Origin of the sequence: Luteitalea sp. (genome assembly GCF_044337415.1) — a bacterium.
Lineage (GTDB): Bacteria > Acidobacteriota > Vicinamibacteria > Vicinamibacterales > Vicinamibacteraceae > Luteitalea.
In genome coordinates this window covers 1-15606 of record NZ_JBIINP010000100.1, presented here as the reverse complement: position 1 = coordinate 15606, position 15606 = coordinate 1, and the positions used below count along the sequence as shown (strand labels likewise).

The window sequence follows — 15606 nt, the reverse complement described above, 5'->3', positions numbered from 1 at the left end:
GTCTCGTTCGCGATCGAGCTGACCACGCCCGCCTGCCCGGTCAAGGACCTGCTGAAGCAGCAGGCCCACGACGCGGTGGCCACGCTCCCCGGCGTCACGGCCGTCGAGATCGAGATGACGTCGAGCGTCCGCACGAGCCAGGCCGACAAGGGCCCCGGCGGCCAGCGGCAGCCCATTCCCGGCGTGAAGAACATCATCGCGGTGGGCGCCGGCAAGGGCGGCGTGGGCAAGACGACCATGGCGGTGAACCTGGCGTTGTCGCTCGCGCAGCGGGGCAGTCGCGTGGGCCTGCTCGATGCCGACATCTACGGCCCGAACGTCCCCATCATGCTGGGGGTGCAGGCGCCGCTCGAGGCCAACGAACAGAACCGCATCATCCCCATCGAGCGGCACGGCTTGTGGGTGGTGTCGATGGGCTTCCTCGCCGGCGACTCCGATCCGGTCATCTGGCGCGGCCCCATGCTGCACGGCGTGTTGCGGCAGTTCCTGCAGGACGTGGCGTGGCCGGCGCTCGACTACCTGATCATCGACATGCCGCCGGGCACCGGCGACGTGGCGTTGAGCCTGAGCCAGCACACGTCGGTGACCGGCGCCGTGGTCGTGACCACACCCCAGACGGTGTCGGTGGCCGACTCCCGGCGCGCCATCCAGATGTACCGGAAGCTGCAGGTCCCGGTCCTCGGCGTGGTCGAGAACATGAGCTACTTCGCCTGCCCGTCGTGCCAGCACGAGACCGACCTGTTCGGTCGCGGTGGCGGGCAGCGGCTGGCCGAGGATCTGCAGGTGCCGTTCCTCGGTGCCGTGCCGGTGGCCGAACCCGTCCGCTCGGGCGGCGACATCGGCATGCCGATCGTGCTCGCCTCGCCCGATCATGTGGTCGCCAGGGCCATCGTCTCGGTGGCCGAGCAGGTGGCGGCGCAGGTGTCCATCCGGGCGTTCCGCACCATTCCGCTGACGCCAGTGTCCTAGGTGAATGCCATGATCAGTGCTTCCCGCGCCATCGTTGCCTCCGTGGTCGTCGCCCTGGGTGTGAGCGCCTCGGCCGACACGACGCCCCCGGCGACGGGCTCGTCACGCCTGTCGACCAGTGTTGGCGCACGCCCCTCGATGGTGGCAGCCGACTTCATCGCCGACGTCGTCGGGCCATACCTTGCCATGCAGGAGGCCCTGGTGCGCGACGACCTCGCACCCGTCGGGAGTGCGGCGGCGTCCCTGCAGAAGGGGGCCAGCGGGCTGGGCGCCGACGGCGCCGCGCTGGTCGCGGCGGCCGGCAAGGCGCGTGGTGCGAAGACCCTCGAGGCGGCGCGCGAGGCGTTCGGCGACCTCAGCGCGGCGCTGATCGCCTACGCCGACCGCACGAAGCAGCCCATCGAGGGCAAGGTGGTGGCGTTCTGTCCCATGGCCAACAAGTCCTGGGTGCAGGCCGACGGCGTCGTCGCCAACCCCTACTACGGCACGTCGATGGCGACGTGCGGCAGCGTCCAACGGAAGCTCTCGGCCACCAAGTGATGCACATCCCCTTCGTCCGCCGCACGCTCGCCAACGGCCTGGACGTGATCGTTCACGAGGACCACGACCTGCCAATCGTGGCCGTCAATCTCTGGTATCACGTCGGCTCGAAGAACGAGCGGCGTGGGCGCACGGGCTTCGCGCACCTCTTCGAGCACCTCATGTTCGAGGGCTCGGCCCACCACGACCACGGGTTCTTCGCGCCGCTGCAGCGCGCCGGCGCGTCGCTCAACGGCTCGACGAGCTCCGACCGCACGAACTACTGGGAAGTGGTGCCGGCGGGTGCGCTGGATCTCGCGTTGTGGCTCGAGTCTGACCGCATGGGCCACCTGCTGCCGGCGCTGACGCAGGCCAAGTTCGACAACCAGCGCGATGTGGTGCTGAACGAGCGCCGCCAGAACTACGAGAACCGGCCGTACGGCATGGCGGGCATCGCCGTCGCCGAGGCGCTGTATGCCGAGGATCATCCGTACAGCTGGCCCACGATCGGCTATCCGGACGACCTTCGCGCCGCGTCGCTCGACGACGTGCAGGACTTCTTCCGCACCTACTACCACTCGCGCAACGCCTCGCTCGTGCTGGCCGGCGCCATCCCGGCCGACGAGGCGTTCGCGCTGGCCGAGCGGTACTTCGGCGACGTGCCGCCAGGGCCGGACGTGCCGCCCGTGACCGCCACGGTGCCGGTCCTCGCCACCGGCAGCCGTCTCCACCTCGAGGATCGCGTCGAGCTGCCGCGCCTGTACCTGGCGTGGCACTCGCCGGCGCTCTTCGGCGACGGGGACGCCGATCTCGACCTGCTGGCCGACGTGCTCGGTGGCGGCAAGACCAGCCGCCTCTATCGTGCGCTGGTCGTCGAGCAGGAGCTGGCCACCGAGGTCACCGCGATGCAGTACTCCCGTGAACTGTCGGGCATGTTCCAGGTGATCGCCACCGCCCGGCCCGACGTGACCCTCGACCGCCTGCACGACGCCGTCGTGGCGTGCCTGGCCGAGGTGCGGCAGGCGCCGGTCACCGTCGACGAGCTCCGGCGCAGCCAGGTGCAGGCCGAGGCGCATTTCATCTACCGCCTGCAGACAATCGGCGGATTCTCCGGCAAGTCGGACCAGTTGAACGCGTACAACACCTACTGCGGCGATCCGGGCTACGTGGGCGAGGACCTGGCCCGCTACGGTCGCGCGACGCCCGCATCCCTCGAGGCCGCCGCGGCGCGCTGGCTTTCGGCCCCGTACGTGGCACTCGGGGTGGTGCCGACCGGGCAGACGGCCCTCGCCCTCGACGGCGCCACGCAGGCGGTGGTGCTGTGAGCGTCGACCGCCGCACGCTCCCGGTGCCCGAGCCGCCGCCGGGCATCCGCTTTCCGCCACTGACGCGCAGCGAGCTCGCGCCGGGACTGCGCCTGGTCACGGTCGAGCGGCGCGACCTGCCGCTCGTGAGCCTGCTCTGGCTCTGGCACGCCGGCACTTCGGCCGATCGCGACGACGCGGCGGGGCTGGCGGCGTTGACCGCGGATCTCCTCGACGAGGGCACGGCGTCGCTCTCGATGTCGGAACTGCACGAGGCGCTGGCGGGCATCGGCGGGCAACTCGACACCGACATCGGCCACGACGCGACCGTCCTGTCGCTCCTCGCGCTGTCGAGCCATCGCGAGCGGGCCGTCGAGCTCTTCGTCGACATGGCGGAGCGGCCGCGCCTCGACGCCGCCGACATGGCGCGCGTCCGTGGGCTCCGCCTCAATCGCCTCCGGCAGTTGCGGCACTCGGCCTCGGCGCTGGCCGACCTGCTCTTCATGCGTCGCCTCTACGGCCCGCACCCGTACGGCCGCCCCGGCATCGGCACCGAGGCCTCGCTCCAGCAGTTCACGATCGAGGACGTGCGGGGTTTCCATGCGCGGCTGGCGTCCACGCCGGCGACGATCATCATCGTGGGCGACATCTCGCACGACGAGGCGGTGCGCCTGGTCTCGCGGCACGTCTCCGACACCCCGCGCGTCGGGCACGCCGATCCGCCCGTGGCCTCGTCCACCGACGGGCACCGGTTGCTGTTCGTGCCCCGCGAGGGCGCCGCGCAGTCCGAGATCCGCGTCGGCCGCGTGGCCATGCCGCGCAAGGTCGACGACTATCACGCCGCCGTGGTGACCAACATGCTGCTGGGCGGTGCGTTCGTCAGCCGCATCAACATGAAGCTCCGCGAGGAGAAGGGCGTGACCTATGGCGCCCGCTCGTCGTTCCAGTTCCTGCGACAGGCCGGACCGTTCTCGGTCCAGGCCAGCATCCAGTCGGAGGCCACGGCCGAGTCGGTGCACGACGTGCTCGTGGAACTCGAGGCGCTCGGCTCGACGCGTCCCGTGACGGTCGACGAGCTGGAGAGCGCGCGCGACGCCCTCACCCGCGGGTACGCGCGCGGCTTCGAGACGGCCGAGCAGGTGGCCCGGGCCGCCGCCCAGCTGGCCCTCTACGGGCTGCCGGAGGACGCCTTCGACCGGTTCTCCGAGCGCGTCGCGGCGGTGACGGCCGAGGACGTGTCGGGCATCGCCCAGCGCTGGCTCCGTGCCGACCAGATGCAAGCGGTCGTGGTGGGGGAGCCCGCCACGTCGCTGGTTGGCCTGGGAGCGGTCGGGCTGGGCGCCCCGGAGCACTGCCTGGCCGACGACGTGCTGGCGCGCCGGTAGGGTTGGGGACCTTCACCGCCCCGCCGGCGTGGCAGCCGACGCGCGGCGGGGACCTCCCGCGTCGCCGGGGCCGGTGGAGGTACTATCCCAGTGGGGTGAACCTGGCGCGGTCGGGCTCCGTCTCACCCCTCGTCGTGGAAGGATCACCCCGATGAGTCTCGCGAGGACCACCCTGAGCCTCGCCGGCGTCGTCATTGCGCTTGCGACGACGCTTGCTGTCGCCACGTTGTGGCTGCTGCTCACCCAACCGGTGACGGTGGCCGATGCCGTGGCGCGGGGAGACGTGTCGCCGATCATGTCCGCACTCGCGGGCATCCTCGGCAGCGCCATCCGGGGCCTGCTCGATTACCTCTGAAACAATTCAGACTTCACAATTCAGAATTCAGAGCGCGTCGAGCGGCGGTACCCGTGGCCGGAGACCACGGGTGTCGGCCCCGCGCTGAATTCTGAACTCTGAATTACAAGGATCTGCTGAGGAATTTCGTCAGCCAGTAGCCGTCGAGGTACTTGAACGGCGTCTTGCCCGTGCTGTAGTGGCCACACGGCAGCACGGCGAGCTGGTGGGGGATGCCTCGCCGGCGGAACTCCTGCACGAACGACTTCGACAGGTGCAGCGGGAAGGTGAGGTCGTACTGCGCGTACACGAGGAGGGTCCGCGTGTCGCGCATGCGGTCCATGAAGGGGTAGGGGCTGATTGGAGCCCAGATCCGACGCAGCGTGTCGAGGTCGACGTGCCCGTCGAGGCCCTCACGGACATGGCGCGTCGAGAGGCCCTCCCAGACCACGTCGGCGAAGTGCGGCGAGATGTGGTTCAGCGCCGCCACCTTCACGCGCGGCTCGTGCGCGGCGGTCAGCATCGAGAGACACGAGCCGAGGCTGGTCCCGCAGATGCCGATCGAGGAGTACCCCTGCTGCGCCAGGAAGCCCACCGCGCGTCGCGCGTCGAGCACAGCCTGGCGACACACCTGCAGCGTGCGGCCCACGTTGCTGCTGACGATGTAGTCGGCCCGCTGCAGTTCCGCGGGCTTGCGCCAGTCGTGATACGGCTTGCTCAGGCGCAGGGCGGTGAGCCCGGCGCGGTTGAACAGCCGGCACAGGCCGACGTGGCCGTCCGCGTCGGAGTTCCACTGCGGCATCACCACCACGGCGCGGCCGCGATCGGCCCTGGCGCGGTACAGGCGTGCGTGCACGACGTTGTTCTCGGCGTGCGGCGTCACGATCTCGCTCGCGAAGCGGAGGTGGCCGTGCGCGTCGAGGTCGTACTCGGGCGCGTCGGTGCTCGCGAAGAAGGTGTCGCTGTGTGCCACCGCCCAGTCGGCATACGCCAGCAGCACGCTGGCGGGATCGGGCGTGGGGCCGTCCGTGTCGGGCGCGTCCGGCGTGTGGGGCAGGTCGTGGAGCCACTCGAGGCCCCAGTCGAACTCGCGGACGATGCGGTCGGTGCTGCGGTTGTGGAGCGCTTCCTCCCAGCGGTGGAAGGCCCAGCGGAAGATCACCGCGTCAGCGTACGTGAACAAGGGAAGAGGGACAAGGAGACGAGTCACAAGGGCTGCACGTGACCGGGGACAAGGGCGGCAAGGGACACGGGACGAGCAGCGCCGGGGCGTCTACGCCGCGCCGGTCCTTGCCGCTCGTCCCCTGGTGCTTGTCCCTGGCTCCTTGTCGCCCTTGTGACTTGCGTACTCGTCCCTTGTCCCTTGTGCTACGCGCTTCCGGTGGCCAGGGTCGCCTCCACGCCGCGAGCGACCGCCACCAGCGAGGCCGTCTCGCGCCCGACCAGCTGGAGGCTGGCCGACCATCCCCCGTCGACCTCGCCGACCGGCATGACCAGGGCCGGCGAGCGCGACAGGTTGAAGGGCTGCGTGAGCCGCAGCATCGCCGCGCGCGTCAGTTCGTCGCCCTCGGGCCAGTGGACCTGCGCCTGCCCCAGCCAGGGCGGCGTGATGGCCGACCCGGGCAGCGCGAGCACGTCGACGCGCTCGAGCAGGCTCCTCACGTCGGCCTCGATGCGGGCGCGGGCCTCGTGCGCTGCCGCCAGGTCGGCCGCCGACGGCCGCGCGGCCGACTCCAGCCGGCCGCGCACGGCCGGCGTGTAGTCGGGCCCGAGCGTCGGCAGGCGCGGCGCGTGGAAGTCGAGCGCCTCGCTGATGATGATCGTCACGTACGTGGGGACGATGAGGGGCGCGCTGGCCAGGGGCACGTCCTCGCACGATGCGCCGGCCGCCACGAGCCGGTCCAGCGCCTGCGCGACGCGGGCGCCGATGCCCGGGTCCACCGCGCGCCAGCCGAAGTCCCGCAGGACCCCGATGCGCAGGCCGCGGATCGGGTGCGCCTCGGGCGTCCCCGGCAGGGGCCCCGCCGTCTTCAGGCCCTGCAGCGCCACCCACGCATCGTCGACGCATGTCGCCAGCGGGCCGACGCAGTCGACCGTGGGGCTGAGTGGGACGACGCCCGTGAGCGAGACCTCGCCCCAGGCGGGCTTGAGGCCGACCAGGCCGCAGGCCGCCGACGGGATGCGGATCGAGCCGCCCGTGTCGGATCCGATCGCCACGTGGCACATCCCGGTGGCGACGGCCGCTGCGGCGCCGCCGCTCGACCCGCCCGCCGAGCGCCCGCCGTCGCGCGGGTGCCGCACCGGCCCGAATCCCGAGTCCTCGCTGGTGGTGCCCATCGCGAACTCGTGCAGGTTGGTCCGCCCCACGAACACGGCACCCTGGGCGCGGAGGTGAGCCACCGCCGGTGCGTCGGCGGCGGCCACGGCCGTCATCGAGCGCGACCCGGCGGTCGTGACCAGACCGGCCTGATCCAGCAGGTCCTTCAGGGACACCGGGATGCCGTGCAGCAGGCCACGGTCGTGTCCCTGCCGCAAGGCGGCATCGGCGGCGTCGGCATCGCGGCGCGCGGCGTCGGCATCGAGGTGGATGAAGGCGTTGGTGGCCGGCTGCCACGTGCGGATCTGCTCGAGGCAGACCTCGACGAGGGCGCGCGAGGAGGTGCGGCCCTCGCGCAGGGCGCGTGCGGTGTCGCGGATGGCCATGGCCTACGCCTCGCCTCCGGCCTCGCCGGGGATGCGCTCTGCGGCGATGTCGTCCAGGGTCGCCATCGCGCGACGCAGGTGGGGGATGACGATCGAGCCGCCCACCACCAGCCCGATGTGCAGCGCTTCGCGCAGCTGGTCGTCGGCCAGGCCCTCCTCCTTGCAGCGAATCAGGTGGTACGTCACGCAGTCGTCGCACCGGAGCACGAGCGAGGCCACCAGCCCCAGGAGTTCCTTGGTCGGCACGTCGAGGGTGCCCGCGTCGTAGGCGCGCGTGTCGAGGGCGAAGAAGCGTTTCGTCTCGAGCGGGCCGACTTCCATGATGCGGGCGTTCATCCGTTCGCGGAACTCGCGGAAGCGCGTGAGGTGATCGGACATGGGGTCACGATACAGGATCGGGTACCGGGTACCGGGTACCGGGTACGCACTGCCGACTCCCGACTGCCGACTGCCGACTCCCGTGCTCTGTGTCCTGCCCGCGCTACACTGCTGGGTAGCCGCATGCGACAGACGCGCATCATCGCCACGCTCGGTCCGTCGAGTGCCACGCCCGAGGGTGTGCCTGCGCTCCTGGCGGCCGGGGTCGACATCTTCCGGTTGAACTTCTCGCACGGCACCCACGAGCAGCATGCCGCGACGCTGCAACTGGTGCGCGAGGCGGCCGCGAAGGCGTCGCGGTCGGTGGCCATCCTGCAGGACCTCAGCGGCCCCAAGATCCGCACAGGCCGGCTGGTCGGCGGTACGCCCATTCCGCTCGTGATCGGGCAGCGCCTGCGGATCACGACCGGCGACGCGGAGGGCCATGAGGGCCATGTCTACACGACCTTCGCGGGTCTCGCGCGGTCGGTCGGACCGGGCATGCGCCTGCTGCTCGACGACGGCAACCTCGAACTCCGCGTGGAGGGCACCGACGGCACCTCGATCGAGACGACGGTGGTGGTCGGCGGCATGCTGGCGCAGCACAAGGGCATCAACGCGCCCGACGTCGTCCTGCCGGCCTCGGCGCTCACCGAGAAGGACATCGCCGACTTGCGCTTCGGCGCCTCGCTCGGCGTGGACCTCGTGGCCTTGAGCTTCGTGCAGACGGCCGACGACCTGCGGGCCACCCGCGACGCGCTGCGCGAGGCGGGTACCCCTCACACGTCGCTCATCGCGAAGATCGAGCGACCGCAGGCCGTCGAGCACCTCGAGTCGTTGCTGCCGCACTGCGACGGCGTGATGGTGGCGCGCGGCGACCTCGGCAACGAGGTGCCGCTGCACAGCGTGCCCCGGGCGCAGAAGGTGATCACGCAACTGGCGCAGGAGGCGGGCAAGCCCGTCATCGTCGCCACCCAGGTGCTCGAGTCGATGCGCACGAACCCGCGCCCGACGCGCGCCGAGGTCAGCGACGCGGCCAACGCGGTGGACGACTCGGTCGATGCCGTGATGCTCTCGGGCGAGACGGCGAGCGGGCAGTATCCGGTGGAGGCCGTGAAGGTGCTCGACGCCGTGATCCGCGACGCGGAGCGTGTGGGCGTGAAGCCGCGCGCCACGTTCAACGCCGGCGTGCTGGGTGTACCGCACAATCGCGCGCTCTGCGAGGCGGCCGTCACGCTCGCGCACGCGGGCGACGCCGCGGCCATCGTCGCGGTGACGCGCGAGGGCAAGACGGCGCGCGTCCTGGCGGCGCTGCGCCCCGAGGCGCCCGTGTATGCCGTCACGTCCGACGAGCAGGTGGCGCGCCGCCTGATGCTGCACCGCGGCGTCGAGCCCGTGGCGGTCGCACCCGCACTGCTCGGCAACCCGGGGGGCGCCGAGGCCGAGATCGAGCGGTACCTGATCGACCGCGGGGTGCTCCGCGCGGGCACGTCGATCGTGTTCGTGAGCGTCAACGCCGATCTGACCCGCGGCGACGCCAACTTCCTGCGGATTCGGCGCGTCGGCTAGGGCGGGTTGCTGCAAGGGGGCAGCAACCTCAATTCAGGATTCAGAATTCAGAATTCAGCGCGGGGCCAACACGGCCATCTCCGGGAGGGCGGAGCAGGGCCCAGCAACCTCAATTCAGAGTTCAGAATTCAGAATTCGGCGCGGGGCCAACTCGGCCATCTCCGGGAGCGCGGGTCGTGCCGGCGGGATCAGGCGATCAGGCTGAAGGCGGGTCGACCTGGCGGGCCTCCAGGTGCGTCTTCAGGGTGCCCAGCGCGGCGCTCCAGCCGGCGTTGACGATGCGGTAGAAGCGCCGCCAGCGCGGGCTGTCGTCGCAGCCGTCGAGCTGGAAGCGCAGGCGCGTGCCGTCGGCCGTCGGCTCGCACATCACCTGCAGGGCCATCGGCCCGATCGGGTCCCGTGCCGGGGGCAGCCAGTAGGCATCGGCCAGGAAGAACTCGCGCGGGGGACGGACGTCGATCACTGTGCCGTAGAAGACGCCGCCGAGCGCGCCGAGCAGCGGGTCGGCATGATCGGTGGTGGCCCACTCCACCGCGTAGATGCCCAGCGGGCGTGGCGTGGTGACCGAGCGGAGCGCGGCCCACCAGGCCTGCAGGTCGTCGGGCGCGAAGAAGGCCGCGAACACGGCCTCGGGAGGCGCCGCGATCTCCACCACGCAGTCGAACGAGGCAGGGTCGGGCGACGTCGGCCGGCTCATCGGCCGGAGTATGACACGCGCCTGCCCTTGCACCGGGACGGGAGGGCGCTTAGCCTATGGGGGTTCGTCGCCCAGCGACGGCTCGCTCCCATGACGCGCACCATCACCATTACCGTGACCACTCGAAAGCGGGAACTCGATTCCGCGCGCGGGTGGCTCGTGTACGCGTCCTGAGCTGAGCAGCTCTCATTCACAAGCGTACGTGCTCCACGAAAAACCCGCCGCGCGACCCGCGCAGGCGGGTTTTGTCGTTGAAGGCGGACGAAAGAGGATTCGATGTCGTCTCGAACAGCAGTGGGCGTCCTCGGCGCCACCGGCACGGTGGGCCAGCAGTTCGTGCGGTTGCTCGCCAACCATCCTTGGTTCGAGGCCACCTGGCTGGCCGGCAGCGAGCGGTCATCGGGCCGGAAGTACGCCGAGGCCTGCAACTGGAAGCTCTCGACCCCGATGCCCGACGCGGCCGCCGCGCAGGTGGTGCAGGAACCGGTGCCCGGGAAGGGGCCGAAGCTCGTCTTCTCGGCGCTGGACGCCAACGTCGCCGGCGACATCGAGAAGGCGTTTGCTGCCGCGGGACATCTCGTGGTGAGCAACGCGCGCAACTACCGCATGGACCCGCTCGTCCCGCTGCTCATCCCCGAGATCAATCCCGACCACCTGCAACTGGTGCCGAAGCAGGCCGAGGCCTACGGCTGGAAGGGCGGCATCGTCACCAACTCGAACTGCTCGACGATGTTCCTGGCGATGGCCCTGGCGCCGCTGCGCCAGTTCGGGCTGGCGACGTGCAACGTGGTGACGCTCCAGGCCGTGTCCGGTGCGGGCTACCCGGGCGTGCCGTCGCTCGACATCCTCGGCAACATCATCCCGTTCATCGGGGGCGAGGAAGAGAAGCTCGAGATCGAGCCGCAGAAGATCCTCGGCAGCCTCGCGGGCACGTACGTCGAGCCGCACCCGGTGGTGGTCAGCGCCCACACGACGCGCGTGCCGGTGATCGACGGCCACTCCGAGATGATCTCGGTCGGCTTCGAGGGCACCGTGGCCGCCGCCGACATCCGCGCCGCGTTCGAGGCCTTCCGGGGCGTACCGCAGGAGCTCGGCCTGCCGTCTGCGCCGAAGCAGCCGCTGGTGTACCTGGAGGCGGAGAATCGCCCGCAGCCGCGGCTCGACGTCGAGCGCGACGGCGGCATGGCCGTGTTCATCGGCCGTCTCCGTCCGTGCCCCGTCCTGCAGCACAAGTTCGTCGCCCTCGGACACAACACCGTGCGAGGCGCCGCGGGCGCCGCGTTGCTCAACGCGGAACTGATGCAGGCCCAGGGCCTGGTGTAGGGGTATGCCATGGTCGTCATGAAGTTCGGCGGGACCTCCGTGAAGGATCCGGAGGCGATCCAACGACTCGCCGCCATCGTCGCCGGGGAGCAGGCGCGCACGGGGACGCCCGTGGTGGTGGTGTCGGCGATGTCGGGCATCACCGATCAGCTCCTCGACGCGGTGGCGGCGGTCGAGCGCGGCGACGCCGAGGGCGCCTCGCGCAAGGTCGCCGCGATGCGTGATCGCCATCGCGCGGCGGCCGAGGCGCTGCTGACCCGCGGCGACGTGCGCGACGAGGTGATCGACGCGCTCGAGCGGCAGTGGCGCGACACGGCGCAGATCCTCCACGCCATGGCCGTGCTGCGCGAGGTGTCGCCACGGTCGCGCGACGCGGTGGTGGCGATGGGCGAACTGGCGAGCTCGCGCCTCGTGGCGGCGGCGCTGGCCGAACTCGGCACGCCGGCCCGCTGCGTGGATGCCCGCACCGTGCTGGTGACGAGCGCCGACCACGGTCTCGCGCAGCCGGATCAGCCGTCTACGGCGGCGCGCCTGCACGAGCACGTGCTGCCCCTGGTGCAGGACGGCGTCGTCCCCGTGCTGGGCGGCTTCATCGGCGCGACGGCCGACGGCATCACGACGACGCTCGGGCGCGGCGGGTCCGACTACTCGGCGTCGCTGTTCGGCGCCGGCCTGAAGGCCGCCGAGATCCAGATCTGGACCGACGTCGACGGCATGCTCACGGCAGATCCCCGCGTGGTGCACGGCGCCCGCCCGCTGCCGTCCCTGTCGTTCGCGGAGGCCTCGGAGCTGGCCTACTTCGGAGCCAAGGTGCTGCACCCGAGCACCATCGCGCCCGCGGTCGCCGACGGCATCCCCGTGAAGATCCTCAACTCGCATCGCCCCCACGTGGCGGGCACGACGATCACCGCGAACCCGCCGCTGCCCGAGGCGCCGCTGACCGGCCTGGCCTGCAAGCGCGACATCACCGTCGTCGACATCCGGTCGTCGATGATGCTGGCCGCCTACGGGTTCATGCGTCGGGTGTTCGAGGTGTTCGAGCGGCACCGTACGTCGGTCGACGTGATCACGACGTCGGAGGTGAGCGTGTCGATCACCATCGAGGATCGCCGCGCGATCGAGGGCATCGTCGCCGATCTCTCGGTGTTCGCCGAGGTCGGCGTGGAGAGCGAGATGGCGCTGCTGTGCGCGGTGGGGGAGCGGCTGCGACTCGAGGCCGGCCTCGCGGCGCGCGTGCTGGGCACGCTCGACGAGTTCCCGCTGCGCATGGTGTCTCAGGCCGGGGCGCGACGGAACCTCACGGTAGTGCTGCCGCAGGCGCACCTGCAGGCGGCGATGGCGCGGGTGCACGAGCGGTTCTGCCTGGCGCCGGTGCCGGTGCCCGAGGTGGTGGCCTGATGCGCGTCGTCCTCTTCGGGCACGGGCGCATGGGACGGCTCGTCGGTGTGTACGCCGCTGACCACGGGGCAGAGGTGGTGGGCGTGCTCACCAGCCGCAGCACGCCCGAGGAGTGGGAGGCCGTGGCCGCGGCGGGTGCCGACGTGGTGATCGACTTTGCCACCGGCGAGGCGCTCGAGCAGAGCCTGGAGCGGCTGTGCGAGCTGGCGCCGACACTCGTGCTCGGCAGCACGGGCTGGGGGGCCTTCGAGCCGCAGGCGCGCGCCATCGCGGCGCGGCACGGCCGTGGCGTGGTCGCGGCCTCGAACTTCTCGGTCGGGGCCTACCTCATGGAGGCGGCCGTCCGCGCCCTGGCGCCCGCGATGGAGGTGCTGCACGACTACGAGCCCTTCCTGCACGAGGCGCATCACTCGAAGAAGCGTGACGCGCCGTCGGGCACCGCGCTGCTGTTGCTCGGGGCGATGCGCCAGGCCGGCCTGACGCGGCACGTCGACGTCTCGGTCACCCGCGCCGGTCACATCCCCGGTACGCATACGGTGGGCGTGGACGGACCGGCCGAAACCGTCACGGTGACGCACACGGTCCGCGACCGCGCGACGTTCGCCCACGGCGCCCTGCGCGCGGCGCAATGGGTGCAGGGGCGCACGGGCTGGTACTCGATGCGGGACGTGCTCGACGTGTGACGTCCCACGCATGACGCGCGCGGGGCCGGGTTGGGACAACCGGCCCTACCATCCGACTGCCGACTCCCGACTGCCGAACCCGGTACCCGGTACCCGGTACCCTGTTCCCGTTATCCTGTACCCCCATGACCCCACGACGTCCCTTCACTGGCTGTGGCACCGCCCTGGTCACGCCGTTCACCGCCAACGGCCGAGTCGATGAGGCTGGCGTGCGCCGCCTCGCGCGGCGGCAGGTCGAGGCCGGGATTCATTTCCTGGTGCCTGTCGGCACGACGGGCGAGGCGCCGACGCTCTCGGCAGCCGAGAAGCGGGCCGTCATCGAGGCCGTCGTGGACGAGGTGAAGGGCGTGGTGCCGGTGCTCGCGGGCGCCGGTGGCTACAACACGGCAGAGGTCATCGAGGCCGCCCATGCGGCCGCCGATGCGGGCGCCAACGGCATCCTGTCGGTGTCGCCGTACTACAACAAGCCGACGCAGGAAGGCATCTACCAGCACTACGCGGCGATTGCTTCCAACACGAACCTGCCGATCGTGCTCTACAACGTGCCTGGCCGCACCGGCAGCAACATCGAGCCGGCGACCACCGAGCGGCTGGCGCAGTTGCCGCAGATCGTCGGCATCAAGGAGGCGTCGGGCAACGTCTTCCAGATGGCCGACGTGCGACGCCGCGTCCCGAAGGAGTTCCTCGTGCTGTCGGGCGACGACACGCTGACGGTGCCGCTGATGGCCATCGGCGGCGAGGGCGTGATCTCGGTGGCGAGCAACGAGGTGCCCACCGACATGGCGCGGATGGTCGAGGCCTGCGAGCGCGGCGACTTCGCGGCGGCGCGCCTGATCCACGAGCGCCTGCTGCCGCTGCTGCAGGCCAACTTCCTCGAGTCCAACCCCGGACCGGTCAAGGCCGTGATGGCCCTCGCCGGCCTGCTCGATCCGGTGTATCGCCTTCCCATGGTCGAGCCGACGAGCGCGACCCTCCAGACCTTGCGCCGCATCGCCCTCGACCTGGGCCTGCTGGCGGAGACGGCCTCCGCATGAGCATCGAGACACTGCGCCAGGACGTCGAGCGGCTGTGGGCCGCCGGCTCCGAGGCATCGAAGACGGAAGGTCGCGAGGTGTTCGCGCGCCTGCGCGCCGCGCTGTCGGCGGGGACCGTCCGCGCCGCGGCCCCCGACCCGGCCTCGCCCACCGGCTGGGCCGTCAACAGCTGGGTGAAGCAGGGCATCCTGCTCGGCTTCCGCTTCGGCGACCTCGTGAACGCGTCGATGGATCACGGCAAGTGGCCGTTCTTCGACAAGGACACGCTGCCGATGCGCGCGTTCGACGTCGCCAGCGGCGTACGCCTGGTGCCGGGCGGCTCGTCGGTGCGCGACGGCGCGTATCTCGCCCCTGGCGTGATCGCGATGCCGCCGATGTACGTCAACATCGGCGCCTGGGTCGGCGAGGGCTCGATGATCGACTCGCACGCGCTCGTCGGGTCGTGCGCGCAGGTCGGCGCCCGCGTGCACGTGAGCGCCGCGGCACAGATCGGTGGCGTGATCGAGCCGGTCGGCGCGATGCCCGTGATCATCGAGGACGAGGTCCTGGTGGGCGGGAACACGGGCATCTACGAAGGTGCCGTGATCAAGGCGCGCGCGGTGATCGGCGCCGGCACGATCCTCACCGGGTCGACGCCGGTGTACGACCTGCCGAACGGCCGCATCATCACGCCAGAGCCCGGCCAGCCGCTGGTCATTCCGGAGGGGGCCGTGGTGGTGCCGGGCGCGCGCGCCGTCACCGCCGGCCCCGGCGTCGACTGGAAGCTGTCGCTCGCCACCCCGGTCATCGTGAAGTACCGCGACAGCCGCACCGACACCCGCACCGAGCTCGAGCGATGGATCCGCTAGACATCGTCGCCCTCACGCGGCGGCTCGTGGACGTCGAGAGCACGACCGGCCAGGAAGCCGTCGTGTGCGCGATGGTGGGCGAGGAACTCGAGCGTCGGGGGTACGCGGTGACGCGGCAGGAGGTCACGCCTGGTCGCGTGAACCTGCTCGCGACCGTTGGCACGCCCGAGGTCGTCTTCTCGACGCACATGGACTGCGTGCCGCCCTTCACGCCCAGTCGGGTCGAAGGCGACCGCATCCACGGACGCGGCAGCTGCGACGCCAAGGGCATCCTCGTGAGCCAACTGGCGGCCGCCGAGGCCCTGCGCGCGTCGGGTGAGACGCGCGTCGGCCTGCTCTACGTGGTCGGCGAGGAACGCGGCAGCGACGGCGCGATGATCGCCGACCGCCTCTCGACGGGTGTGACTCGCTACCTCGTGAACGGGGAGCCGACCGAGGGCAAGCTCGCACTCGGCCATCGCGGCGTGGTGCGCGTGAAGCTGC

16 protein-coding genes are annotated in these 15606 nt (G+C 71.3%); 12 read left to right on the top strand and 4 right to left on the bottom strand.

The genetic code is table 11. From position 1 onward, the window contains the following. The 5 genes from ACIRDX_RS14370 to ACIRDX_RS14350 all read left to right on the top strand — a co-directional run. Positions 1 to 969: P-loop NTPase (locus ACIRDX_RS14370; RefSeq protein WP_396626130.1), on the top strand; the 969-nt coding region annotated here is incomplete at its 5' end. A gap of 9 nt (positions 970 to 978) precedes the next feature. After that, positions 979 to 1509, top strand: a complete 531-nt coding sequence (locus tag ACIRDX_RS14365; RefSeq protein WP_396626129.1) for a DUF3347 domain-containing protein — start codon at positions 979 to 981, stop codon at positions 1507 to 1509. After that, positions 1509 to 2813 (top strand): M16 family metallopeptidase, encoded by a 1305-nt coding sequence (locus ACIRDX_RS14360; protein ID WP_396626131.1) that lies wholly within the window; start codon positions 1509 to 1511, stop codon positions 2811 to 2813. The genes ACIRDX_RS14365 and ACIRDX_RS14360 overlap by 1 nt, the downstream gene beginning before the upstream one ends. Continuing rightward, on the top strand, positions 2810 to 4177 hold the full coding sequence (locus ACIRDX_RS14355) for a M16 family metallopeptidase (protein WP_396626128.1): 1368 nt from the start codon (positions 2810 to 2812) through the stop codon (positions 4175 to 4177). Before ACIRDX_RS14360 ends, ACIRDX_RS14355 begins: the two co-directional genes overlap by 4 nt. Before the next feature lie 151 nt (positions 4178 to 4328). After that, the gene (locus tag ACIRDX_RS14350; protein ID WP_396626127.1) at positions 4329 to 4532 is read left to right on the top strand and encodes a hypothetical protein; all 204 of its coding nucleotides are present in this window, start codon (positions 4329 to 4331) and stop codon (positions 4530 to 4532) included. 103 nt (positions 4533 to 4635) lie between these two features. Here ACIRDX_RS14350 and ACIRDX_RS14345 read toward each other — a convergent pair whose 3' ends face one another. From ACIRDX_RS14345 to ACIRDX_RS14335, 3 genes are all read right to left on the bottom strand, one after another. After that, entirely contained in the window at positions 4636 to 5673 is a 1038-nt protein-coding gene (locus ACIRDX_RS14345; RefSeq protein ID WP_396626126.1) for an alpha/beta hydrolase family protein, read from the bottom strand. A gap of 206 nt (positions 5674 to 5879) precedes the next feature. Then, positions 5880 to 7214 (bottom strand): amidase, encoded by a 1335-nt coding sequence (locus tag ACIRDX_RS14340; protein ID WP_396626125.1) that lies wholly within the window; start codon positions 7212 to 7214, stop codon positions 5880 to 5882. Between the two features lie 3 nt (positions 7215 to 7217). Then, positions 7218 to 7592, bottom strand: coding sequence for a carboxymuconolactone decarboxylase family protein (locus tag ACIRDX_RS14335; RefSeq protein WP_396626124.1), 375 nt, complete (start codon positions 7590 to 7592; stop codon positions 7218 to 7220). Positions 7593 to 7715: 123 nt separating this feature from the next. Here ACIRDX_RS14335 and pyk point away from each other — a divergent pair, with 123 nt between their 5' ends. Further along, a complete protein-coding gene (gene pyk / locus ACIRDX_RS14330; RefSeq protein ID WP_396626123.1) occupies positions 7716 to 9140 on the top strand; it encodes a pyruvate kinase in 1425 nt (474 codons plus the stop codon). 196 nt (positions 9141 to 9336) lie between these two features. Here the strand turns inward: pyk and ACIRDX_RS14325 are convergent, their stop codons facing one another. Further along, a complete protein-coding gene (locus tag ACIRDX_RS14325) occupies positions 9337 to 9837 on the bottom strand; it encodes an SRPBCC domain-containing protein (protein WP_396626122.1) in 501 nt (166 codons plus the stop codon). A gap of 276 nt (positions 9838 to 10113) precedes the next feature. On the opposite strand from ACIRDX_RS14325, the gene asd reads away from it, so the two are divergent. The 6 genes from asd to ACIRDX_RS14295 all read left to right on the top strand — a co-directional run. Next, positions 10114 to 11160, top strand: coding sequence for an aspartate-semialdehyde dehydrogenase (asd, locus tag ACIRDX_RS14320; protein ID WP_396626121.1), 1047 nt, complete (start codon positions 10114 to 10116; stop codon positions 11158 to 11160). Positions 11161 to 11169: 9 nt separating this feature from the next. Next, complete coding sequence (lysC, locus tag ACIRDX_RS14315; protein WP_396626120.1) at positions 11170 to 12558, top strand: lysine-sensitive aspartokinase 3; 1389 nt, start codon at positions 11170 to 11172, stop codon at positions 12556 to 12558. Next, entirely contained in the window at positions 12558 to 13241 is a 684-nt protein-coding gene (locus ACIRDX_RS14310) for a 4-hydroxy-tetrahydrodipicolinate reductase (RefSeq protein WP_396626119.1), read from the top strand. Before lysC ends, ACIRDX_RS14310 begins: the two co-directional genes overlap by 1 nt. 125 nt (positions 13242 to 13366) lie before the next feature. After that, a complete protein-coding gene (gene dapA / locus ACIRDX_RS14305; protein WP_396626118.1) occupies positions 13367 to 14275 on the top strand; it encodes a 4-hydroxy-tetrahydrodipicolinate synthase in 909 nt (302 codons plus the stop codon). Next, complete coding sequence (locus ACIRDX_RS14300) at positions 14272 to 15123, top strand: 2,3,4,5-tetrahydropyridine-2,6-dicarboxylate N-succinyltransferase (RefSeq protein WP_396626117.1); 852 nt, start codon at positions 14272 to 14274, stop codon at positions 15121 to 15123. Before dapA ends, ACIRDX_RS14300 begins: the two co-directional genes overlap by 4 nt. Next, positions 15111 to 15606 (top strand): M20/M25/M40 family metallo-hydrolase (locus ACIRDX_RS14295; RefSeq protein WP_396626116.1); only part of this gene is annotated, 496 nt, incomplete at its 3' end. The genes ACIRDX_RS14300 and ACIRDX_RS14295, both read left to right, overlap by 13 nt.

Bases quoted from the DNA above. Each gene is read 5' to 3' on its own strand.
- ACIRDX_RS14365 (WP_396626129.1), top strand. From the start codon at position 979: ATGATCAGTGCTTCCCGCGCCATCGTTGCCTCCGTGGTCGTCGCCCTG.
- ACIRDX_RS14360 (WP_396626131.1), top strand. From the start codon at position 1,509: ATGCACATCCCCTTCGTCCGCCGCACGCTCGCCAACGGCCTGGACGTG.
- ACIRDX_RS14350 (WP_396626127.1), top strand. From the start codon at position 4,329: ATGAGTCTCGCGAGGACCACCCTGAGCCTCGCCGGCGTCGTCATTGCG.
- ACIRDX_RS14340 (WP_396626125.1), bottom strand. From the start codon at position 7,214: ATGGCCATCCGCGACACCGCACGCGCCCTGCGCGAGGGCCGCACCTCC.
- ACIRDX_RS14335 (WP_396626124.1), bottom strand. From the start codon at position 7,592: ATGTCCGATCACCTCACGCGCTTCCGCGAGTTCCGCGAACGGATGAAC.
- pyk (WP_396626123.1), top strand. From the start codon at position 7,716: ATGCGACAGACGCGCATCATCGCCACGCTCGGTCCGTCGAGTGCCACG.
- ACIRDX_RS14325 (WP_396626122.1), bottom strand. From the start codon at position 9,837: ATGAGCCGGCCGACGTCGCCCGACCCTGCCTCGTTCGACTGCGTGGTG.
- asd (WP_396626121.1), top strand. From the start codon at position 10,114: ATGTCGTCTCGAACAGCAGTGGGCGTCCTCGGCGCCACCGGCACGGTG.
- lysC (WP_396626120.1), top strand. From the start codon at position 11,170: ATGGTCGTCATGAAGTTCGGCGGGACCTCCGTGAAGGATCCGGAGGCG.
- ACIRDX_RS14310 (WP_396626119.1), top strand. From the start codon at position 12,558: ATGCGCGTCGTCCTCTTCGGGCACGGGCGCATGGGACGGCTCGTCGGT.
- dapA (WP_396626118.1), top strand. From the start codon at position 13,367: ATGACCCCACGACGTCCCTTCACTGGCTGTGGCACCGCCCTGGTCACG.
- ACIRDX_RS14300 (WP_396626117.1), top strand. From the start codon at position 14,272: ATGAGCATCGAGACACTGCGCCAGGACGTCGAGCGGCTGTGGGCCGCC.